Here is a 22,856-nt window from a genome sequence, read left to right as displayed (position 1 = left end):
GGGGATGATCAGCCGTTATCGCTGATCAAGCGGCACCCAGTCAATTACCCAAGCCGATTTCATATTTAAACTTGAATCAGAAGTAATTTTCTTACGAGCCGCATCTGCTGTATCACGGTCTTTCGCTGGTCCAACCATAATACGGATTCCCTTGCTGGTTTGGCTCGTAGTTACCTTGTAGCCTTTAGCTCGTAATTTAGAAACAACTGAATCTGCATTTGCTTGGTTAGCAGCCAATGCAACTTGCACCATCCACTTTTTATCACCATTTTCAAGTAGCTCACGCGCTTTTTCAGCATCAGCTTTTTTATCGGCTTCTGCTTTACGTTTAGCATCTGATGCTTTCTTATCTGCTTCTGCTTTGTGTTTCGCTTCAGCTGCTTTCTTGTCAGCTTCTGCCTGACGTTTTGCCTCAGTTGCTTTCTTATCTGCTTCTGCCTGACGTTTTGCTTCAGCTGCTTTTTTATCAGCTTCTGCTTGGCGTTTAGCATCTGATGCTTTCTTATCTGCTTCTGCTTGGCGTTTTGCTTCAGCTGCTTTCTTGTCAGCTTCTGCTTGTCGCTTGGCATCAGCCGCTTTTTTATCGGCTTCTGCTTTTGCACTATCTACAGATTTTTTATTCACATCAGTTTGTGGACTTTTTACTTTACCATCGCTGCCGACAACTTCCGGCGGAATATTGTCTGAACTTTCTTGAGCAGCGGTACGACGTGCATTAATCGCAGCATATTCGGCAGCCGCTTTACGAGCAGCATCGGCTTCAGCTTGCTGCTGCATTGCTAAAAACTCAGCTGCACGTGCTTCCTGTTCTGCAACAGCCTTTTCACGCGAACGGCGTTGTTCTTCTAGCAAACGCTTTTCTGTTGCAACATCAACCGCTAGAGGTTGTAGTTGTACCATTTGTCCTTCGGTTGCTTGCTTTGGCTTAGTTTGAGTTTTTGGTGATGTGGATGGTTGAACTTCAACCTGCTTTATTTCTTCATTTCCTTTTAGAAGTAATGCTGCCAATAAAACACCACCACCCAGTAAAACAACACCACCCATCCAGCGTTGTTTGTTATTCATTGACATTCTTCCAAATACTCCCAAATCGCTTCTAAAGTATGAAACGAACCACAGGCCAAAATCAGCTGATTGTTATTTGTTTGCTCAAGCGCTGATTTAAATGCCTCTTTGATATTGCCATATTGTTGTACTGTCTGACCTTGCAAGGCATCAGTGAGTTGCTGAATCGATGCAGCACGCGGCACATTCAACTCAGCAATTTTCCAATGTAAAACAGTAGGTTTCAATAAGTCGACTACTGATTTTATATCTTTATCTGCCAGCATTGAAAATACTGCGACAACTTCTGTGTACTGTTTATTGTATTCTAAGAAATTTCGCAATTGCTTTAACAAAAATTCAACACCATGTGGATTGTGTCCGGCATCAAAAATTACCGTTTTCCCTTCCACTTGACGCTGTTCAAAACGCCCTGCTAAGCGTGCAGTTTGAATACCTTTTTCTAAAGCAGACTGAGAAATTTCAAGTCCGCTATTTAAAATGGCTGCAACCGCCCCCGCAATATTTTCGATGGCTAAATGGCCTAAAGGAAGCTTTAAAGTGGTTCCTTCTGAAGCAAAGTACCAGTTTTGCTCATCATCGGCGAGTTTATAAAAATAATCACGATTAACGGTATATAAAATTGCTTGCGTGCTTTCTGCTTTATCTTGAATTGCTTGAGGTAGAAGTTGTTCGCCAGCAAAGACAACCGGAATTTGTGGACGAATAATACCTGCTTTTTCAAAAGCAATTTTTTCAATGGTATCGCCTAACCAATCGGTATGATCTAGGCCAATATTAGTAATAATCGCAACGTTGGGATCAATTACATTAACAACATCTAAGCGCCCGCCCAAACCGACTTCGAGCACCCATACATCACATTGCTGTTGTTTAAAAATGACAAAAGCAGCCAAAGTGGTTGCTTCAAAAAAAGATAAGCTTAAATCACAATCGCGACGAGCCTGATCGACTTGAACAAAAGCATCAATCAAACTTTGATCATCGACTTCGACTCCACCTAATTTGACTCGTTCATTAAAGCGATAGATATGGGGTGACTGGTATAACCCAACTTTATAACCCTGCTCATTTAATATAGCAGCTAATGTAGTTGTCGTTGAGCCTTTACCATTCGTTCCGGCTACTGTAAAAACTTTAGCAGTAGGCTGAGTTACGCCCAGCTTTTCTGCCACAGGAATTACACGTTCCAGACCAAGATCTATCCCTGTAACGTGAACATGGCTCCAATAATTGAGCCATGTATCTAAAGAGTCTATTGAAAGTGGAGCTTGTTGATTCAAGGTAAGTTCATCAATTTCGATACAAGTCGAGATACAGTATCACGTAAAGCATGACGATGAACAATCTGATCGATTACGCCATGATCAAGCAAATATTCAGCACGTTGGAATGGCTCTTCCAATGTTTCACGTACAGTTTGTTCAATTACACGTTTACCAGCAAAGCCAATCATCGCTTTCGGTTCAGCAATATGAATATCACCTAACATTGCTAAAGAAGCTGTTACACCGCCATACACAGGATGTGTTAACACCACGATGTAAGGTAAGCCTGCATCTTTTAATTTTTGGATCGCCGCTGAAGTACGTGCCATTTGCATAAGTGACAACATGCCTTCTTGCATACGTGCGCCACCAGAAGCTGCGAAACAGATTAATGGTTGACGTTTTGCAATAGCAAGTTCAGCAGCCTGAACAAAACGGTCACCCACTACAGTACCCATAGAGCCGCCCATAAAGTCGAACTCAAAAGCACATGCAATCATATCCACGCCATTTAAATTGCCTTGCATTGCAATTAAAGCTTCTGTTTCACCAGTTTTGCTTTGCGCTTCACGCATACGGTCTGGATATGGTTTAGTGTCGACAAACTTTAATGGATCTTTCGCGCTAAACTCTTGACCCAATTCAGTCACGACATTATCGAAGAACCAATTTAAACGATCACGAGCTTTCATTCGTAAGTGTTCATCACACTGCGGACAAACATACGCATTGAAAGAGATTGCTGTACGTGTCACTAGAGCATGACATTCAGGGCATTCAATCGTTGGCTCAGTAAATGTTGCTTTGAGAATTTGTTGCTCATTTGCGACTTCAATACCTGGAACCGGACGTTTTGTCCATGGTGTCGAAGGGCTAAGAACTTTCCCTGATTTCACTTCTTGATTCATACTAACTCATCGAGCGCTGCTCGAAGCTCCTTGACTTTATTCACCGTCTGTTCAACAGCGTCATCCGCTGCCAACGTTGCAAAATTTTTAACGAAAGCACTACCTACAATCACAGCATCAGCAACACTACCCATTGCTTTTGCTGAAGCGGCATCACTAATACCAAAACCAACACCAACTGGAATATCAGTGGCATTTTTGATTTTCTGAATACGTGCAGCAGCTTCTGCCGTATCTAGTGTTGCTGCTCCTGTTACACCTTTAAGTGAAACATAGTAGATAAATCCACTTGCCTGATTTGCCACATGTTGAATGCGTTGGTCTGTAGAAGTTGGCGCGAGCAAGAAGATTTGATCCATGTCATGTTGCTTCAACACAGCACCAAACTCTTTTGACTCTTCCGGCGGTAAATCCACCAGCAATAAGCCATCTACGCCACACTGTTTCGCATGAGAAATAAACTTCTCGTAACCGATCACTTCAACCGGATTTAGATAACCCATTAAAACAACAGGTGTATCCTGATCCTGTTCACGGAACTCCTTTACCATATTAAGAGCATCTAATGTGTTAGTCCCTGCTGCAAGCGCACGTTCAGCTGCAAGCGCAATTACCGGACCATCAGCCATTGGATCTGAAAATGGTAAACCAAGCTCAATGACATCTACTCCTGCCGCAACCATTTTATGCAGTAACGGAACTGTTACTTGCGGTTGTGGATCACCCGCCATAACATAAGATACAAGCGCTTTACGTTGTTGGGACTTAAGCTTTTCAAAACGGGTGGCAAGACGTGACATAGGGTTGTGCTTTCCTTGAATTATTTAAAATTGAGGAGTTGTTTGTAGAAATACAAGAACATCGCATTTTAACGCTATTTTTTGTCCATTGAACAGGTCTAACGTTATGGCGATATTCGATTGTATGATTCATACAACCCATGGCGTACATTTATCAATATTTTGAAACTTTTCTCAATGATCAAAGCTTCCTATTTTCGAGCCATTATTAGATCGTCATCTGAATAGAAAATCGCCAAAAAAAGATTATTTCACTGCATTTTTATTGGTTAGCTGTAATTGTCTTTTTCTTGTCAGCAAGGTTTGTCCTGTCAAATTTTTATGGGCCCGTGCAAGTGCTGACTGGTCCGAATATCCCAACTGTTCAGCAATTAAAGTGAGGCTTGCATTTTGGTTGAGTAATATCTCACAACGTCTCATGCGCTCTGCATCTAAAATTAATTTAAATGAAGTGTTTAATGACTGTAGTTGGCGCTGTAAGCTTCGTACTGAAATATTTAACTCGATGGCAATATCTTCTATTTTAGGCGCTTGCTGTCTTTGCTTAAAATATTCATGCACGATCCAATGTATTTGCTGAGCTAAATCTGTTTGTATTTTACGCTGAGCTAACGCCTCTTCTGCCTGTTTCACCAAAAGTTGCATTAAGGTCGGGTCTGCATGTTGAGGGCGAATACTTAGCCCCTCACTTGCAAAAGTTAATGCATAGTAAGGTTTTCCAAATGATAATTTGCATTGAAAGAAACGCTGATAGTGCACTAAAGGACCACGTGCGCTGTGCACAAACTCAACTTGTTGCAAGAGAAAATCATGCAATGGGGCTATTTGTTTAGCAAGTTGTACCATAGCTGCCAAGGTCAATTCACAAAGTATAATATTACTGTCATCAACCAACGGCCAATACAAACGAATTTTAGAAGCATCTTGCTCGATTTGCATAGGCACGACTTGCTCACCGTCAATCACCAGACGGTGAAACTTCATGATATATTCAAGAACCTCTGCAAAGCTACCACTTCGGGATGCCATATATCCCAATACACCAAAATTGGCAGGTGTAATACAAGTTGCCATTTCCAAAGCTAAATTGGAAACTTGTAGTCGAGATTCGGTCAGCTCTAAAAGCTCAAGAAAAAAAGTTAAAGGTGATTGAGCATCGATAGATGCAGATAAAATATTTTGAACTTGGCGAACTTGAACATCTGTTAGATTTAATGCCTGCCAGTCCATCCCCTTTTCTTTTAAGTAAGTATTCCAAAGGTAAAAATAACCATTTGAAATCGTAAATTCCTGCATGGCGCATCCTTTTTTTACTGCCATCTTGTCGTAAACTGTATAAAAATTGGCAATAACTGTCAAAACAAAGCCGACCAGTCGCGACATACTAGTGAACAAGTTAGATGCGAGAAATAAAAATATGAACGCACATGTTTCTTATCAGGTCAATCCAGTGGTTCGTAAAGATCTAGATTTTCATTTAAACGAAGCACCTCGCTTTTGGTTTAATAATGATCCTTTTTTGACTCGTATGTTCGATGCACTCAGCTTAACCTTTCCAGATGGAGAGCGTTATTTTATTGAATGTGTTCGTATGTTCCGTGACAAAATTGATGATCCAGAACTACAAAGACGAGTTGTGGACTTTATTAAACAAGAAGCTCAACATGGTATTGCTCATGACAAAATGAATCAGATCATGAAAGAGCAAGGCATGCCCGTTGACCAGTTCACAACCACGCTGAAGAGGATTTTCCGTTTTGAACTGACAAAACGCTCACCGCAATACAACATTGCCATGACTGCTGCTGCCGAACATTTAACAGCCTTAATGGCAGAGACGTTTTATAGCAACAAAAAAACATTGGAAAATGCACATCCGTATGTTCGAGCACTGTTTGCGTGGCATGCCATTGAAGAGATGGAGCATCGGGATGTTGCTTTTGACGTCATGAAACAAGTCGGTGAAGTGCCTGAGTCAACACGTCGCTTTGTATTAGTGGCTACAACAGTATTAATGTTTGGTTTTACGCTTTATCGTACCAATGTCATGTTGAAATGTGATGGTTTTAGTTCGAGAGAAAGACTCTTGATGAGCCTTAAGGGTTTACCTTGGTTCTTTGGCAAAAATGGCACATTAACAGCCATGAAAAGCCAATATCTAGACTGGTTTAAAAAAGATTTTCATCCAAGTCAGCATCCGGTAATTCGTCAATATCCTGTTTGGATTGAAACACTCGAAAAGACAAATGACCCAATTGCAGCTGGCGAAGCATTCTGGCAAGCAGGTTTATAACCTGCTTGTTACCATTTTGCGTAATGTTGTTCTAATAAACCATATTGCTCATTGCAAGTGATGACATCATTCGTCTCATGCTCAATCGTGCCACTAATTTTAGCTTGCCACTGATTGAACTGGCTTCCAATCATTCTTAAATTAATATTTTCGTATCTACACCAACCAATATGGATTTGCAGATTAAGCTTTTGATCTAGAGAACTAATTTTCCAAAGTTCATCATTTACTTTTTCAAATAAAACATCAGTCAGTGGAAATAAAACCCCATTAATCCATAAACAGTTTTCATTACCAAAGCTTTCATTAACACCAGAAGCTAAATTTAAACCAATACGCCGCCCTTGCTCATCCCAGAAATTACATGAAAGCCAGAACCAAGCCGTTTCAGGTCGCAAAAAACCACAAGTATCGTCTAAAGATGCAAAAGTCTTTTCATCAAATTGTACAACTTGGTTTTGTTTATTAATAAACATCCCTTCTACCCCCAGCGTCGTCTGCTTTTGAGTATAGGTCCAACCATTAATTCCTGTCGGTGTACATAAACTTAATATATCGGTGCCAGCACAAAAAATCCGTGCACTGAGTTTAATCTCACCATATTTAGTGACTCGAATGTACCGCACACCATTCGCATGCTGAATATCAAATTGATAAGGCGATTTAGAAAAATAGCTTTGATTAAACAACGGCTGTTCATCAAGATAGGTTTTATGCCCTAAAGGCTGAATCGCATTCCATTCAATGACCTGCTGGGTTTCATGATCATAAATATAGAAAAAACCGTGTCCTACCCAGCCAATATCCGCAATGGCCAGACCAATACTGTAGTGTTTATGTTGAATGCCACAGAATTTAAATTTCTTGTATTTTAATTGCTTACGCCAGCCTTTTAAGACCTTACCATAAGGGGTTTTATAAATATAATGTTGTACATGAATGGTTGACGGTACAGATTCAAAACGCCCATAACGAGGCTGTCCATTTTCTTGAATTAAATCCATTTACCCACTTCCATATGAATATTAGATTTCAAATGACCTATACCACGGTCAAATACGTATTTTCCCAAATCGTTGCAGCAAAATCGCCTTTTATTAAATGAATATAGCGCCCTGCTACACAATCTACCGCTAAGCAGTCATCAATATCAATGACTCGATCTGTATGCGCTTTTTGCCACTGTTGATCTAAAAATTGTTTACCCAATTGTTTTGCAATAACAGCATTGGGTGCAACAACAAACTCATACCGATGGAGCTCACCGAACTCATGAGCATTATATCCACCCAGATTAATTAAATATAACTTTAAGTCATCTGGTTTTGGTGCTGCGTCAGTAAAATGAATTTGATAATTTTGCTCTTGAGATTTTAGTCCCGAAAGCTTAGCCCAAGCATCAATATGTAATCCTTGAGCCTCACCAAACCAAGCCTGTTTAAGTTGAGGATAAACTTCTTCCAAAGTATCTCCTACAGCCATGACAACATCATGAACTTCTGTATTTGCGCGTGCATGACGCCCACCCAACATTACCATAAACAGACTTGGCATTTTTATTCCCACTTACATCTCAACCATTTCTACGCCATCAATGCGTGCAACAGTCATTAAATCTTTATCACCACGGCCTGAAACAGTCGCAATAATAATCTGATCTTTAGACATGGTCGGTGCAAGCTTAGAGACATACGCCATGGCATGTGAGCTTTCAAGAGCAGGAATAATCCCTTCGATTTTGGTTAAATCACGGAAGCCTTGTAGAGCCTCTGTATCATTAATCGGCACATACTCAACGCGCTTCATATCTTTCAAGAAGCTATGTTCAGGACCAACACCCGGATAATCCAACCCAGCAGAGATACTGTGTGTTTCGATAATCTGGCCTTGCTCATCACTCATCAAGTAAGTACGGTTACCATGTAACACACCAACGTGACCCGCATTTAACGGCGCAGAGTGTTTACCAGTTTCAATACCAAAACCAGCAGCTTCAACACCATACATTTTCACATTGGCATCGTTTAAGAATGGGTAGAACAAGCCCATTGCATTTGAACCACCGCCCACACAAGCAACCAATGCATCTGGTAAGCGACCCGCTTGTTCCAAAATCTGTTTACGTGCTTCACGCCCAATAATTGACTGGAAATCACGTACAAGTTGTGGGTATGGGTGAGGACCTGCCACAGTACCAATCACATAGTAAGTACTATCAACATTGGTTACCCAGTCACGCATCGCTTCGTTCATGGCATCTTTAAGCGTTTTTGAGCCACTTTGCACAGGCACAACTGTTGCACCCAATAAACGCATACGATAAACGTTCATCGCTTGACGCTTAACGTCTTCAGCACCCATGTAAACAACACATTCAAGGCCCAAACGTGCTGCAATTGTTGCAGTTGCTACACCGTGCTGCCCTGCACCAGTCTCGGCAATAATACGTTTTTTACCAGAAAGCTTTGCCAATAGCGCCTGACCAATCGTGTTGTTTACCTTATGTGAGCCTGTATGGTTCAAGTCTTCACGTTTCAGGTAAATTTGTGCACCACCTAACTCTTTTGACCATCGCTCAGCATAATAAAGTGGACTAGGACGACCTACATAGTAGGCGAGATCGCGGTCGAATTCTGCCAGAAACTGTTCATCATTTTTCATGCGGGAATATAGATTTTCTAAATCTTCTAATGCCGCCATTAGAGTTTCTGACACAAAACGTCCGCCATGGATACCGAAATGCCCTGCGGCATCTGGGTACTGTGTATAGTCAATCACATTGTTTTGCTGATCCACGTTGGACTCCTTGCATAAATCGTTCAATGAGTTGTTGGTCTTTTATACCTTTTGCGGACTCTACGCCTCCGCTCACATCTACTGCAAAAGCACCGGTAGTATGAATAGCGTCAATGACATTGTCAGGGGTTAAACCGCCTGCCAAGATTAAAGGAATATCAAGTTTTGGGAATTTAGACCAGTCAAACTGATGTCCTGTGCCCCCTTTAAGCTCAGGATGCCACGCATCGAGCAATACAGCACTGGCACCAGCCATCTGATATTTTTGAATTTCAGCAATTACATCTAAATCAGGTTTAACCTGAATCGCTTTATACCAGCGACGTTTGCAATGACGAGCTATCTCCTGACATTGTTCTGGAGTTTCATCGCCATGTAGTTGTAATACATCTAGGGGAACACAATCAAGTACATCCTGAATTTCATTAGCACTTGCATTAACAAACAAACCAACAAGTTGTACATAAGGAGGAATAAGTTTAACTAATTCTTGTGCCTGCTCGAGTGTGACATGTCTTGGACTTGGTGGAAAAAATACAAAACCAATTGCATCAGCTCCAGCCGCAACTACTGACTGAACATCTTGAGGGCGAGTAATTCCACAGATTTTCGCTCGTGTACGTTTTTGGTTTGATGGGCTCATGATCTGCCTAAACTACAACCATTTCTTAAAATAAGCGCCATTGTAATGCAATTTTTGTCCCTTGCGTAAAAGTTCTCTGGGAATTGGGCTAAATGACATTGTATGAAATAAATCGCCACTTTATACTGCGTAAAATTGGAAGCAAGTGTAAGCAATTAATGCTTTAGGGAAGCTGGTGAAAGTCCGGCACTGCCCCCGCAACGGTAACAATGTAAAGCATATTTTTTAAGTCGTTCTCGACTTACACCACTGCAATGATGTGGGAAGGTGAATATGTCCATAAATTAAATATGGCGCTGAAGTCCGGAGACCTACTTGTTTCATCTATCTACCCGATCATTCACGTGGGGTGAATGTATGGAGCATGTTATGTCTAAGTCTTTTCAACCTACTCGTCTGGTAGGGGCTATCGCTATTGCGATGGGGTTTTCACCTGTTATTTTTGCTGAAGATACAACCAACGCAACTCAGCTTGATCCAATTGTAGTGACTGCTTCAAAAAGTGCTGAAAAAGCGAGTGAAGTTCCAGCGCGTATTTCAGTGATTTCAAAAGAAGAAATTGAAAAAAATCCTACTTCAAATTTATCTAATATCTTACAAAAAGATGCATCTATTTATATCAAACAGAATGGCGGTCTTGGACAAGGTACTAATCTTTTGATTCGTGGTACAAATCCAAATCATGTACTGTTATTAAAAGATGGAGCACGTCTAAATACTCCAAATACCCTTTCTCCCATCTACCCTGAACTTTTAGATACAACTAATCTTGACCGCGTTGAAATCTTAAAAGGCCCTGCATCAGTTCAATATGGTACTGATGCGATTGGTGGTGTGATCCAAATGATTACATCTACACCTGAAAGAAACTCTGCATTCGTTACAGGTATTTATGGTGAAGATAATACTTATAAGGCAATTATTGGGACAGATTTAGTCAGCAATGAAGGGTTCTTTGCTCAAATTCGTGGGCAAAGTATGGAAAGTGATGGAACGCATATTTTCAACACTCAACCAGACAATTTAAAAGCTGCTTATGATCAAAAAGGTTATAGCGCAAAAATAGGTTATGACAATAAGAACAACCTAAATGCAAATGTGGAAATTTCTCAAAACAAGGGCGCTAATAATTATTCAGACAATGGTGGCATAAGCAATACAGCTAAACGTGAGTTTGACAATCAATTAGTCAGTACCAGAGTCGAATATAAACCGACATCTAATATCACTATAAATACAAGATATTCTAATTTTAAAGATACACAAGAGTATCGTGAATCATCACCTTATCATGCCGACACTAAACGCAATGAAGGTGATTTAAATGTTAAGTGGCAATTTACACAAGCACAAAATATTTTGGTTGGCGCAAGCATTGATAATACAGAGTATCAAGATGCCTCTATTTTAAATGGAAAGCAAGATATTGATTCTGCTGGCTATTATCTACAACACCAATATAAAACTGATAAAATCAGCACGCAATTAGGCGTACGCCTCGAAGATAATGAAAAATTTGGAACACATAATGTAGGACAAGGGGCTGTTCGTTACTTTGTATTACCGTCAACCAGTATCTATGCAAATATCGGAACAGCATTTAGAGCCCCTTCACTTACTGAATTGTATTATCACAACGAAGCTGATTATGGTTCTTTTGGAATTTATCATACTTATGGGAATACTAATCTAAAACCAGAAGAAAGTACTTCATATGAAATTGGCTTAGATCATCAGTTTACTCCTGCATTAACAGCATATTTATCTGCATACAAAACAGAGGTCAAAAATTTAATTGCATCAACTTCAAGTTTTGATGCTGCAACCAATACAACGACAAGTACTTATGAAAATCTAAACAAAGCACAATTTTCTGGTGGAGAGGTTGGTTTTAAATGGAAACAAGATGATCTATTTTTATCGACTGAATATGCCTATGTAAAAACTGAGAATAAAGAAACTGGTTTAGAAATTGCTTATCGTCCTAAGCAAACACTCACCTTAACTACAGGTTTAGAGAATACTGTTTACGGTGTTAGCGCTTCACTTATTGCCCGCTCTAACTCTAATGCTCAGAATAGCTCTAATCCACAAAAAGTCCCAGGCTATGCTACTGTCGATTTAAATGCTTACTGGAATATCAATCCAAACGTTAAAGTATTTACTAATATCGAAAATGTAGGTGATACTGAATATAAAACAGTTTACAACTTTGGTAACTGGTATGTGAATGGTGGTCGTCAAGCTTCTGTTGGCGTAACTTTCCGTTATTAATTTTTCACTCCAACGATAAAAATATTTTCTTAACTCCAGTTTCGGGGTAATGTTCTGACCGACATTATCCCCTTTTTTATGTTCAGGATATCCATCATGGGACACCGTTTAAGCAAAATCTATACACGCACAGGCGACTCAGGTACAACAGGTTTAGGCGATGGCTCTCGTGTTGCCAAAGATGATTTAAGGGTTACAGCACTTGGTGATGTCGATGAACTCAATGCCATTATTGGCGTTCTTCGTGCTCAAATCACTGCAAGTCAAGTGAGCAACAAAGCTGATTGGGATAAAAGTCTAAGCCTTGTTCAGCATTGGCTTTTTGACTTAGGCGGCGAGGTTTGTATTCCAAACTACAATTTACTTCAGCCTGTTTGCATTGAATTTCTTGAAAAAGAAATTGACCGTATGAATGAAGACTTACCGATGCTGAAAGAGTTTATTCTACCATCAGGCTCTTTAACTTGCAGTTATGCCCATCAGGCACGTGCCGTTTGCCGCCGTGCAGAACGATCTCTAATGTCAGTACAAACACGCGACCAGAATATTCAAACCACGGCACTCCAACTTTTAAACCGTCTGTCTGACTGGTTGTTTGTCGCATCTCGTGCTTTACAACGTGCTGAAGGTGGACAAGAAGTGCTTTGGCAAAAAAATATTAATGAGATTATTTAAAAATAGATTAGATTAAACATGGTCTCTGCTCCTTTGAAGAGACCATCATTAAAAATAGTTGATAGAAGAAAATTATGCGCATTATTGGTCATCGTGGTGCACGCAAAGAAGCTCCTGAAAACACACTAGGTGGTTTTCAGCACTTAAAAAATCTAGGTATTCGTTGTGTCGAATTTGATATTCGTCAGCTTCAAGATCAAGAATTAGTTGTTATCCATGATGACAACTTTTTACGTACCGCAGGAATAGATCAAATTGTTGAGCAATCTAATTTGTCTCAAGCATTATCATTTGATCATCGTCAAAACTGGCCCAATTGGCCAAACTCTGAACCAACACCTACACTTACAGGCGTTTTAAACTTACTTGATAACTTCGATCATATTGAAGTTGAAGTGAAAGCTGTAAGAGACATGGCTTTAGCAGAAAGACTCGTTCAAAAGCTTGAGACTGAATTGCAGGGTTTTGAGAAAGTCGTAACAATCACAAGTTTTGACCTTCAGATCCTAACAGCTTTACGTGAGATGAATTCTCAATTTAAACGAGGCTTATTAGTTGAACTTCCAGTGGGTGCAATCGCAATTGAACTCGCTCATCAATATGGTTGCTGTCATATTGGCTGGCATGATCAACTCGCAACAGATGAAATGATTAGGCTTTCACAACAAGCAAACCTAAATATTAGTGTTTGGACAGTAAATGACATTGAACGAGCTAAATCTTTACGGGATTTAGATGTACAAGGGCTAATTACAGATATTCCAACTGCGATGTTACAAGCGCTTTAGATATAAAAAAGGTGGTAAAAACCACCTTTTATTATTTCTTTTGTGCCTGAATGAGACGTTGCCCACTCTGATCAAGTAAATATAACGTATTACCTACTAACTGAAATTTTTGAATACGCTGTAAAGAATCAATCAACTCTGCCTCTTGAGCCAACGCACCATCACAACTTGAATGTCCTGCATTGACCTGCATATCAAGTTTCTGTTGACTGAAATCAAAAGTATATCGACCAAAAACGCCATTACAGCCCGTATGGCCTGATACTGTTTTGACAGCAGAATTTAAAGAAAGAACTGGCCATTGGTTAAAAAACTTAGCCTTGTGACCATTAATTTGGGTAATCTGCCAATCAATATCTTGAATGCCATCAGGACTCACTCTCTTTTTTACTACAGGAGGTTGTACGCGATGGACTGGTTTTACTTGAGCTTTCTGGCCTTTCTGAATATTTTGTTGTGGGGTACTTTGACATGCAGCTAATACAAGACTGATCGTGATCAAGATAGACTGCAATGATAATTTTCTTGCAATATCAATGTTGTTCTTTTTTTTCAATCGTTGTACGTTCATTAAACAACTTCTCCTACTTGAAAAACTCTGTGACATAGTTTAAATCTGTTACCGTTCTTTCAATACATCTGTACAATAATGTTAGTGATTCTCACTAAGCACGTGCTAATATGAAGGATAGAATAGCAATATATCTTGATGATTGGTTTTGCTATGTCGTTTTGTCTTTGTACCTTGTCTGACAAGGTTTCTAGGAGCGCTGCCGGATATGACTTCCGCCCCACTCAAAGCCCCAATTAACTGGACCGCTAGCATTACCTTAATTGGTTTACCAATTCTTGCTGCAATCATAATCCCGATTTATGCGTATTATTATGATTTTAGTGTAAGCGCATGGGTAAGCTTAATTTTTCTTTTAGCTCTAAGTAGTATGGGGATTACTGCTGGTTATCACCGCCTGTGGGCTCACCGAGCTTATGAAGCGTCGTTACCACTTAAAATTCTTTTAATGATTGGTGGTACATTTGCCGTGCAAAATAGTATTTTGTTCTGGGCATCTGGTCACCGTACACACCATCGACATGTTGATCATGTTGATGAAGATCCATATTCAATTAAGCGTGGTTTTTGGTATGCCCATATGGGTTGGATGATCCGCGATCATTCACCATCTGAGCCAGATTTTAAAAACGCACCAGACTTATTGAACGATAAACTGGTCATGTTCCAGCATAAATACTATGGTTTACTCGTAGTTGCAGTTCATGTTGGAATTTTAGGCTTAATTGGTTGGGCAACTGGCGATTTGTGGGGTGTAGTCCTCATAGGTGGTCTATTGCGTTTAATCATTAGCCATCAAGTGACTTTCTTTATTAACTCGCTTTGCCACATGTGGGGTAAACGTCCTTATACAGACGAAAACACTGCACGTGATAATTTCTGGTTAGCCATTGCTACCTGGGGCGAGGGTTACCATAACTATCATCACATCTTCCAATACGATTATCGTAATGGTGTGAAATGGTGGCAATATGATCCAACAAAATGGCTGATCTGGTCATGTTCTAAACTTGGTTTAGCTAAAAATTTACGTCGTATTCCAAGCTTTAATATTAAAAAAGCAGAATTGGCGATGAAATTTAAATACGCTGAACAAGACCTTGCTATTTATGGTCACAATGTAAATGCAGATATGACTCAGATGAAACAACGTATTGCTCAGGAATACGAAGCTTTTACTCATACATTAAATGACTGGGCAAAGCTAAAAGAGCAAGAACTACAAGCGAAAAAAGCAGCAATGGCTGAAAAGATTCATAGAATGGATCACAAGCTTAAAGTTGATTTTCAATTGCTTGAACACCGTTTAAGTCATCATCGTGAGTGTTTAGAAACGTTAATGCGTAACATTAAAAAGAACACTAATGTAGTATCAGACTAAAATAAATTCTGCTCTAAAATAGCTCTTTCGGGAGCTATTTTTATGCCCGCTTTTTAACTATGGTATAGTGAAATCTGCTTTCTCTATTTTGCCAAGCCCATGCAATTTAATCCGCTTTACCCTTCACTCTCGTCTAAATTATTCCATGTTCAGCAACCATCCCCATTACGTGGTGCAAAAGCAGGCCATTTCAATACTGCTTTGGCTGATGAGCTGCAATGGTCAGAAGACGAAAAAAATGCATGGGTTGAAATCTGTAGCGGACAGCGTACTTTCTCTGAATTTCCTTCTCTTGCTATGGTCTATGCTGGTCACCAATTCGGACAATGGGCGGGTCAACTCGGAGATGGTCGTGGCTTACTGATTGCGCAAATACTTAATACAAAGGGTCAAACCATAGATCTACATCTAAAAGGTGCAGGCCCGACACCCTATTCAAGAATGGGAGACGGACGCGCAGTGTTGCGTTCTGTGGTTCGTGAATATTTAGCTGGGCATGCTTTAAATGCTTTAGGAGTCGCTTCTAGTCACGCGGTAGGTTTTACAACCTCCACTCAAGGGGTACAGCGCGAAAAACTAGAGTTAGGCGCGATGTTACTCAGAACATCTGAATGCCATATCCGTTTAGGGCATTTTGAATGGATTAATCAATATGCTCCAGAGTTACTGCCAGAATTCACTCAAAAATGTATTGAGTGGCATTATCCTGAATGTCTAGAAACTGAGAACCCTATTTTATCCTTTGCCAAAAAGGTGGTTGAGCGTACTGCAATCATGATTGCTAAATGGCAGTTGGTTGGATTTGCTCATGGTGTGATGAATACAGACAATCTCAACATTACTGGTTCTACACTCGATTTTGGTCCATATGGCTTCGTGGAACGCTTCCGTCCGAACTGGATTAATAACCACTCGGATTATCAAGGCCGTTATACTTACCAAAATCAACCAAGTATAGGTCATTGGAATTTATGGACGTGGTTAAATAACTTAATCCCTCTCGCTGAGCCTGAACAAAAGGATCAGTTCAAAGAAGAGTTAGCGCGTTGCTTAGAACAATTTGAACCAACCTTCATGGAACATTACACAACTGGTTTATGTCAAAAAATGGGACTTCCCCATTTTCATAAAGACAGTCTTGATTGTAGTTTTAGTTTTTTAAAAATCTTACAAACTGAACAACTCGACTACACTCAGAGCTTTATCCGACTTCAAAATAAAGAATATAAAACTTTACGAGATGATTGCCTTGATATTCGACAGTTTGATGAGTTTCTTAGTCAATATCAAAGCATTCGTGAACATCAAGATACTGATGAACTTGATGCAAACATGCAGGAAGCAAATCCGATTTATATTTTACGGAATCACATGGCTCAACGTGCTATTGAGGCAGCTGAGCGAGATGATTTTAGCGAAGTAGATCGTTTATTTAAGCTGCTTGATCAGCCATATACAAGACAACCAGAATTTGAACAGCCACAAGATTTAGGTCCTTTACCAAGTGACGTACCAGATGTAGCGGTAAGCTGTTCTTCTTAATATTTTAAAAGACTAAAACTCTCTTAAGCCGCTTTAGTGGTAGCTTAGAGAGTTTCTTAAACATTAAAGAATAATATATGAAAATTAGACCTATCATTATTTGTACACTTCTCATGATTCCATTGGGAATCGCTTTTTATAATTATGAAAAATATTTACCGACTTTTACCTCATCCCATAAAGCTCTTTCAACCGAAGAGATCTTAGAACTAATCAAGACTAAGCCCATCACCTCAATTGAAGTATTTAAAAATCAACGCGTACTTCTACTCAAAAATAATAATGAGGTGATTCGTCGTTATCCTATTCGTCTAGGCTTTAACCCTGAAGGGCATAAACACTTTGAAAATGATGGAAAAACACCTGAAGGGGTTTATTCTATAGATTGGCGAAACTCACAAAGTGCCTATTATAAATCCTTGCATATTTCCTATCCCGATACTAAAGATATTGCTTATGCCAAGCAACATAATCAACCAACGGGTGGAGATATCATGATTCATGGATCAGTCCCAAAATCCTTTTTATCTATACCTTTTAGCTCGACTTATATGCCCCATAAAGATTGGACTTTAGGATGCATCGCAGTTAGAAATGCAGATATAGACGAGATTTGGCAATTCGTGCCAAATCATACAAAGATTATAATTTATCCATAAAATCTTTAAAATTATCCACATTTTCTGTGGATAACATTGTGGTTATCCACAGAATAACTTTCTTTAGTACTTATTCTTCAGGATATTCGAAGCGGTAACCTACACCGTAAACTGCTTGAATCCACTCATGGCGGTTACCAGTTTCAGCCGCTTCACTAATTTTTCGACGCAAGTTTTTGATATGACTGTCAATCACACGATCGGCAACGTCAAAACTATCTGGATTAATATGATCCAATAATTGTGCTCGTGAATAGACTTGTCCAACATGCTCTAAAAATAGCTCAAGTAAACGAAATTCGGTTGGCGTTAAGCTCAACGATTTTTGTTGATACCAAATTCTTTGCTGTGCTTTATCAATTCGGAAAGAATCATTTTGTTCAGGCTCTGCCTTACGTTCTAAACGGCGTAAAACTGCCTGTACGCGGGCAACCAACTCTTTTGGGCTAAATGGTTTACATACATAATCATCAGCGCCCATATTCAGACCCAAGACGCGGTCGATTTCTTCGGTACGAGCAGTCACCATAATAATCGGCAAATCTGACTGTTCACGAACCTTACGGCAAATGGTCAAACCATCCATTCGTGGAACCATTAAGTCCAGAACCATTAAATTAGGTTTACGTTGCTGGAAACTCGCATAGGCGTCTTGACCATCATGAAACATACTTACTTCAAAACCGGCAGCTTCAAGATAATCACGCACCAAATGCGCTAATTCGACTTCATCTTCAACCAACATCACATGTTTCATGAGATATTTTTCCTTTTATATTTAACTCTGCTTTTTAAAAGTGAGTACACAACGTAAACCACCTAATGGTGAATGTTCAAAACTGAGTGTACCACCGAGCGCCTGCGCAATTTTACAAGACAAAGCCAAGCCTAGCCCTGTTCCACCTGTACTACGCGTACGCGAATCATCTACGCGATAGAAACGTTCACCTAAACGAGATAACTGCTCATCGTTTAAACCAAATGGGCTGTCATCAACATACAAAGTCCACTCCTGCGGAGTTTGAGCTGTATGAATATGAATTTTGCCACCTGTTTCTGTGTAACGAATACTATTACTAATTAAATTAACAATAATCTGTTTAAACCGATCACGATCTAATAATAGCGGAGAGCTTGTTCCTTCAACTTGAATTTCGAGACCAGCTTGCTCAAGTTTCGGTTTAAAGTTTTCAACCTCTTGTAATACAACTTCCCATGGATTTACAGAACTCAAATAACACTTGAGTTGTTGTGCATCTGCCTGCGCCAAGTCTGCAAGGTCTTGTGTTAATTTTTTCAGGCTTGAAACCTGACGCATCATCGCATCTAGATGTTCAGGGGTTGCCTTTCGAATACCGTCTTGCATCGCTTCAATTTGTGCTTGCAATACAGCCAATGGCGTTTTTAATTCATGGGAAGTATCCGCTACCCATTGACGACGTGATTCTTCATGCCGATGTAAAATCTCTGCCAAATGGTTTAATTGGGTGGATAAATCACCTAATTCATCATTTCGCTTAATAACAACTTGATGCTGATAATTTCCTTTTGTTAATTCATTTGTCGCATTTAATAAACGCTGAATCGGTTTCTTAAAATAAGTTGCCATCAATAGCGCTGCAACTAAACTTGAGAGCAAGGTTAAAGCATAAATTAAGAGTAAATAACGCTTTTGATTACTAAAGAAATTAATACTTAAAGCATCTTCTTTATCTAAAACGGGTTTTAAGCCCAAATATCCCACGACTTGATTGTTTAAGATAATCGGGCGAAATGACATCTGATCTGAAGAAGGCGGTTCACCAACCACAAACTGGTGATTTGCATCATATAAAGATAAACGAGAACTTAAACCCAAACGGTCAGGCAAAGCAATAAAACGCTTCTTACCATTTTGAGTTTCAATATCTTTTAAGCTCCCCTTCTTTGACTTATTTTTATCATCACTTGGGCGAAACTGGTTTGCACTTAAAGGGAAACGTAACCCTTCAAACGGTTGATATTGAGAAGGTAAATTTTGCTCAAGCGTTTTTAACTCTTCATCGCTAAAAATAGTATTTTTATTTGTCGGCGCAACTTGAGGTGAAATATTGATGAGGGCATGTTCATCGAAAGAGTGCTGTTGTATGGCAATATCATATTGGCGACGAAGCCACCACTGCGAGAGACGATCATAATCATCGGGAGCCGCGGTTCCTTCAATTTGTAAAATTTGTGCCTGAATCGCATTTCCCCAATCATGGTACACCGTATAGACATTGCCAAGATTGGTAATAAGGCGGTCGAGCTTTTGCATTTCAACGTCAGCCACATATTTGGCAAAGTTCTTTTGCATTGTCCAGTGCAAAACACTCAAGCTTGCAGTCGCAATAAGCAATGTGGTGAGCAAGACTGTCAAAAACAACCGTAATGCAATGGGAACACGTAGAACGTTCAAAAGCACTCTCTCATTTTTACCCTATATTTGGCATTGTAACCAACAACGAAAAGAAAAACTCTCCATTGTTTCTACATCTTTATTATCTAATCTTTAAGCCAATGGTAAACACAACATTAAAAGGCTTTAAATATGAAAATGACGGCAAAAATTGCATTATTCAGTGCGGCAATTGTAACTATGGGAAGTTTAGCGGCTTGTCAATCAACGACTCAGCCACAAAAACCAGAACATCGCATGATGCAAGATGGCCCACGTGAGGGTCACCATCGTATGAAGCACCGTGAATTCACACCAGAACAAAAAGCAGCATGGGAACAGCACCGTGCCGAACGTCAAGCTCGCTTTGAACAAATCCAAAAAGCATGTGATGGTAAAGCAAATGGACAAGCAGTGAATGTGCAAGTTGGCGATAAAACAATTGAAGGTACTTGTAACCTTCGTTTTGAACCAAAACGCCCTCAACCACCAGTTAACGCCCTTGCTCCTGCACCAACTCAAGCAAAATAACTCTAAAAATCATGAAACAAAAGGCGCCTATAGGCGCCTTTTGTTTATACATAACTATTTACGATTTTGACTATTTGTATCATATAAACATAACCAAAAGTGTTTACACTCAAAGCACTTAGCTAGTTTAGGCATTTTTTTCTTGACTTTGCAGTCACAAAGTAAAGGTCCTGAGGTGCTTGTACAGTTATGCAAGTTGTTGCACGATGTAATAGTCCAAGGTGCCTCATGGCACATTATCATAGATTAAGATTATAACTCTGGTTTCACCAGTATTGAGGAACCCGATATGCCACAATACAAAGCGCCCTTACGTGATATGCAATTCGTTTTGCATGAATTATTAAATGCTGAAGAACACTATGCAAAATTACCTGATTTCCAAGGTAACGTAAGCCGTGAATTGGTTGATCAATATTTAGAAGCTGCGGCAGACTTTTGTGAAAATGAACTTTCTCCTTTAAACCAAGTTGGCGACCGCGAAGGTTGTACTTGGAATGATGGCGTAGTTACCACTCCAACAGGCTTTAAAGAAGCTTATCAAAAATATATTGAACTTGGCTTCCCGTCTTTATCAGCAGAAGAACAATACGGTGGTCAGGCTTTACCTAACTCTTTAGGTATTGCAATTTCTGAAATGGTTGGTACAGCAAACTGGTCTTGGGGTATGTACCCAGGCTTGTCTCACGGAGCTGTACGTACATTAGAACATCATGGTTCTGATGAACAGAAAGATACTTATTTACCAAATCTTGTTTCAGGTGTTTGGACAGGTACGATGTGCTTAACTGAATCTCATGCAGGTTCGGACTTAGGTATTATCCGCTCTAAAGCAGAACCAAATGCTGATGGTAGCTATGCAATCTCTGGCGAGAAAATCTTTATCTCTGCTGGTGAACACGACATGGCTGAAAACATCATCCATATCGTTCTTGCACGTTTACCAGGTGCACCGAAAGGTACTAAAGGTATCTCATTATTCATCGTTCCTAAATTCCATGTAAATGCAGATGGAACTATTGGCGAGCGTAATGCGGTACGTTGTGGTTCTATCGAACACAAAATGGGTATTCATGGTAATGCGACTTGTGTCATTAACTTTGACCAAGCTAAAGGTTACTTGATCGGACCTGAAAACCGTGGTTTGAACTGTATGTTCACCTTCATGAACACAGCACGTATTGGTACTGCTGTTCAAGGTTTAGCAGCATCTGAATCATCTTTCCAAGGTGCGTTAACTTACGCGAAAGAACGTTTAGCAATGCGTTCACTTTCTGGTCCGAAAGCTCCAGAAAAAGATGCAGATCCGATTATCGTTCACCCTGCTGTACGTAATATGCTTTTAACTCAAAAAGCGTTTGCTGAAGGCGGCCGTGCACTTGTTTACTTACTTGCTCAATACGCTGACATCGTTGAAAAAGGCGAAACAGAAGAAGAGCGTAAGTTTGCTGACAATATCTTGTCTTTATTGACTCCAATTGCAAAAGCATTCTTAACTGAAACTGGTTCTGAGTCTGCTAAGCACGGTGTTCAAGTTTTCGGTGGTCATGGTTTCATTTCTGAGCATGGCATGGAGCAAATCGTACGTGATACACGTATTTCTTGCTTGTATGAAGGTACAACTGAAATTCAAGCACTTGATTTGTTAGGTCGTAAAGTATTGCAAACTCAAGGTGCAATGCTGAAAGACTTTACCAAAATGGTTCACAAATTTGTTGAAGCAAACAAAGACAATGCTGCCATGAAAGAATTTGTTGAGCCGCTTGCAGCGCTTAACAAAGAATGGGGCGATCTCACCATGCAAATCGGTATGCGCGCAATGCAAAACCCAGATGAAGTAGGCGCTGCTGCTGTAGACTACCTCTACTTCTCAGGTTATATCACTTTAGCGTATCTATGGGCTCGTATGGCACTTGTTGCACAAGAGAAATTAGCAGAAGGTACTAGTGAAGTTGACTTCTACAATGCAAAAGTAACAACTGCTCGATTCTACTTCAAAAAAATCTTGCCACGTGTTCGCTCACATGTAGATGTTATTGCTGGTGGCTTAGATCCATTAATGTCATTAGATGCTGAACATTTCGCTTTCTAACCATAGTTAGTTGCGATATGCAATGTTAAAAAACAAAAAAGGACTGCTCAGTTTTGACGGTCCTTTTTTTATAAAATCAATGATAAATTTACACTTTAAATTCCATATCCATTTCGTTTTACAGGATATCTAGCACAGGCCAATGTGCACAAAA

The 22,856-nt window shown here is 39.8% G+C and carries 21 protein-coding genes and 1 riboswitch; of the genes, 9 read left to right on the top strand and 12 right to left on the bottom strand.

What is annotated here, in order from left to right; genetic code table 11:
- Nucleotides 1-15: 15 nt before the first annotated feature.
- The 5 genes from ACB088_RS00585 to ACB088_RS00565 form a co-directional block, all read right to left on the bottom strand.
- A complete protein-coding gene (locus tag ACB088_RS00585; RefSeq protein WP_375037726.1) occupies nucleotides 16-1,071 on the bottom strand; it encodes an SPOR domain-containing protein in 1,056 nt (351 codons plus the stop codon).
- Nucleotides 1,062-2,348, bottom strand: coding sequence for a bifunctional tetrahydrofolate synthase/dihydrofolate synthase (gene folC, locus ACB088_RS00580; RefSeq protein ID WP_375037725.1), 1,287 nt, complete (start codon nucleotides 2,346-2,348; stop codon nucleotides 1,062-1,064). The genes ACB088_RS00585 and folC overlap by 10 nt, the downstream gene beginning before the upstream one ends.
- Nucleotides 2,345-3,241 carry an acetyl-CoA carboxylase, carboxyltransferase subunit beta gene (gene accD, locus ACB088_RS00575; RefSeq protein WP_017392445.1) on the bottom strand — a complete coding sequence of 299 codons (897 nt, stop codon included), beginning with the start codon at nucleotides 3,239-3,241 and terminating at the stop codon, nucleotides 2,345-2,347. The genes folC and accD overlap by 4 nt, the downstream gene beginning before the upstream one ends.
- Nucleotides 3,238-4,041 carry a tryptophan synthase subunit alpha gene (gene trpA, locus ACB088_RS00570; RefSeq protein ID WP_017392444.1) on the bottom strand — a complete coding sequence of 268 codons (804 nt, stop codon included), beginning with the start codon at nucleotides 4,039-4,041 and terminating at the stop codon, nucleotides 3,238-3,240. Before trpA ends, accD begins: the two co-directional genes overlap by 4 nt.
- Before the next feature lie 246 nt (nucleotides 4,042-4,287).
- Nucleotides 4,288-5,337 (bottom strand): AraC family transcriptional regulator, encoded by a 1,050-nt coding sequence (locus ACB088_RS00565; RefSeq protein ID WP_004638919.1) that lies wholly within the window; start codon nucleotides 5,335-5,337, stop codon nucleotides 4,288-4,290.
- A 121-nt stretch (nucleotides 5,338-5,458) separates the two neighbouring features.
- Between ACB088_RS00565 and ACB088_RS00560 the strand changes: the two genes are divergently transcribed.
- On the top strand, nucleotides 5,459-6,334 hold the full coding sequence (locus tag ACB088_RS00560; RefSeq protein ID WP_375037724.1) for a metal-dependent hydrolase: 876 nt from the start codon (nucleotides 5,459-5,461) through the stop codon (nucleotides 6,332-6,334).
- 8 nt (nucleotides 6,335-6,342) lie between these two features.
- On the opposite strand, the gene ACB088_RS00555 is transcribed toward ACB088_RS00560, so the two are convergent.
- The 4 genes from ACB088_RS00555 to ACB088_RS00540 are packed head-to-tail and all read right to left on the bottom strand — an operon-like array spanning nucleotide 6,343 to nucleotide 9,773.
- Entirely contained in the window at nucleotides 6,343-7,338 is a 996-nt protein-coding gene (locus tag ACB088_RS00555; RefSeq protein WP_004638915.1) for a DUF2804 domain-containing protein, read from the bottom strand.
- A 37-nt stretch (nucleotides 7,339-7,375) separates the two neighbouring features.
- Nucleotides 7,376-7,888 carry a DUF1543 domain-containing protein gene (locus tag ACB088_RS00550; protein ID WP_375037723.1) on the bottom strand — a complete coding sequence of 171 codons (513 nt, stop codon included), beginning with the start codon at nucleotides 7,886-7,888 and terminating at the stop codon, nucleotides 7,376-7,378.
- A gap of 12 nt (nucleotides 7,889-7,900) precedes the next feature.
- Nucleotides 7,901-9,130 carry a tryptophan synthase subunit beta gene (gene trpB, locus ACB088_RS00545; protein WP_003655197.1) on the bottom strand — a complete coding sequence of 410 codons (1,230 nt, stop codon included), beginning with the start codon at nucleotides 9,128-9,130 and terminating at the stop codon, nucleotides 7,901-7,903.
- Nucleotides 9,105-9,773 carry a phosphoribosylanthranilate isomerase gene (locus ACB088_RS00540; protein WP_375037722.1) on the bottom strand — a complete coding sequence of 223 codons (669 nt, stop codon included), beginning with the start codon at nucleotides 9,771-9,773 and terminating at the stop codon, nucleotides 9,105-9,107. The genes trpB and ACB088_RS00540 overlap by 26 nt, the downstream gene beginning before the upstream one ends.
- A gap of 126 nt (nucleotides 9,774-9,899) precedes the next feature.
- Nucleotides 9,900-10,107, top strand: a riboswitch (cobalamin riboswitch).
- 23 nt (nucleotides 10,108-10,130) lie between these two features.
- Here ACB088_RS00540 and ACB088_RS00535 point away from each other — a divergent pair.
- The 3 genes from ACB088_RS00535 to ACB088_RS00525 all read left to right on the top strand — a co-directional run bounded on the left by ACB088_RS00535 (nucleotide 10,131) and on the right by ACB088_RS00525 (nucleotide 13,510).
- The gene (locus ACB088_RS00535) at nucleotides 10,131-12,047 is read left to right on the top strand and encodes a TonB-dependent receptor plug domain-containing protein (protein ID WP_375037721.1); all 1,917 of its coding nucleotides are present in this window, start codon (nucleotides 10,131-10,133) and stop codon (nucleotides 12,045-12,047) included.
- Nucleotides 12,048-12,143: 96 nt separating this feature from the next.
- Nucleotides 12,144-12,722, top strand: coding sequence for a cob(I)yrinic acid a,c-diamide adenosyltransferase (locus ACB088_RS00530; RefSeq protein ID WP_375037720.1), 579 nt, complete (start codon nucleotides 12,144-12,146; stop codon nucleotides 12,720-12,722).
- Nucleotides 12,723-12,796: 74 nt separating this feature from the next.
- A complete protein-coding gene (locus ACB088_RS00525) occupies nucleotides 12,797-13,510 on the top strand; it encodes a glycerophosphodiester phosphodiesterase (RefSeq protein WP_375037719.1) in 714 nt (237 codons plus the stop codon).
- A gap of 31 nt (nucleotides 13,511-13,541) precedes the next feature.
- Here the strand turns inward: ACB088_RS00525 and ACB088_RS00520 are convergent, their stop codons facing one another.
- Nucleotides 13,542-14,081 (bottom strand): META domain-containing protein, encoded by a 540-nt coding sequence (locus tag ACB088_RS00520; protein WP_127493904.1) that lies wholly within the window; start codon nucleotides 14,079-14,081, stop codon nucleotides 13,542-13,544.
- A gap of 208 nt (nucleotides 14,082-14,289) precedes the next feature.
- Between ACB088_RS00520 and ACB088_RS00515 the strand changes: the two genes are divergently transcribed.
- The 3 genes from ACB088_RS00515 to ACB088_RS00505 all read left to right on the top strand — a co-directional run bounded on the left by ACB088_RS00515 (nucleotide 14,290) and on the right by ACB088_RS00505 (nucleotide 17,663).
- Nucleotides 14,290-15,462, top strand: a complete 1,173-nt coding sequence (locus ACB088_RS00515; RefSeq protein WP_092708642.1) for an acyl-CoA desaturase — start codon at nucleotides 14,290-14,292, stop codon at nucleotides 15,460-15,462.
- Nucleotides 15,463-15,561: 99 nt separating this feature from the next.
- A complete protein-coding gene (locus tag ACB088_RS00510) occupies nucleotides 15,562-17,004 on the top strand; it encodes a YdiU family protein (protein ID WP_375037718.1) in 1,443 nt (480 codons plus the stop codon).
- Nucleotides 17,005-17,081: 77 nt separating this feature from the next.
- Nucleotides 17,082-17,663 (top strand): murein L,D-transpeptidase family protein, encoded by a 582-nt coding sequence (locus tag ACB088_RS00505; protein ID WP_375037717.1) that lies wholly within the window; start codon nucleotides 17,082-17,084, stop codon nucleotides 17,661-17,663.
- 70 nt (nucleotides 17,664-17,733) lie between these two features.
- Here ACB088_RS00505 and ACB088_RS00500 read toward each other — a convergent pair whose 3' ends face one another.
- Nucleotides 17,734-18,420, bottom strand: a complete 687-nt coding sequence (locus ACB088_RS00500) for a response regulator (protein WP_003655179.1) — start codon at nucleotides 18,418-18,420, stop codon at nucleotides 17,734-17,736.
- A gap of 21 nt (nucleotides 18,421-18,441) precedes the next feature.
- Nucleotides 18,442-20,100, bottom strand: coding sequence for a sensor histidine kinase efflux regulator BaeS (baeS, locus tag ACB088_RS00495; protein WP_045435620.1), 1,659 nt, complete (start codon nucleotides 20,098-20,100; stop codon nucleotides 18,442-18,444).
- Between the two features lie 132 nt (nucleotides 20,101-20,232).
- Between baeS and ACB088_RS00490 the strand changes: the two genes are divergently transcribed.
- Together ACB088_RS00490 and ACB088_RS00485 are read left to right on the top strand one after the other, a co-directional pair.
- The gene (locus tag ACB088_RS00490; protein WP_375037716.1) at nucleotides 20,233-20,610 is read left to right on the top strand and encodes a hypothetical protein; all 378 of its coding nucleotides are present in this window, start codon (nucleotides 20,233-20,235) and stop codon (nucleotides 20,608-20,610) included.
- A 289-nt stretch (nucleotides 20,611-20,899) separates the two neighbouring features.
- Nucleotides 20,900-22,702, top strand: a complete 1,803-nt coding sequence (locus ACB088_RS00485; RefSeq protein ID WP_004638893.1) for an acyl-CoA dehydrogenase C-terminal domain-containing protein — start codon at nucleotides 20,900-20,902, stop codon at nucleotides 22,700-22,702.
- Nucleotides 22,703-22,856 lie beyond the last annotated feature (154 nt).

It is taken from the genome of Acinetobacter sp. RW6 (assembly GCF_041956835.1).
GTDB lineage: Bacteria > Pseudomonadota > Gammaproteobacteria > Pseudomonadales > Moraxellaceae > Acinetobacter > Acinetobacter calcoaceticus.
This window is presented reverse-complemented; position numbering and strand designations above follow the sequence as displayed.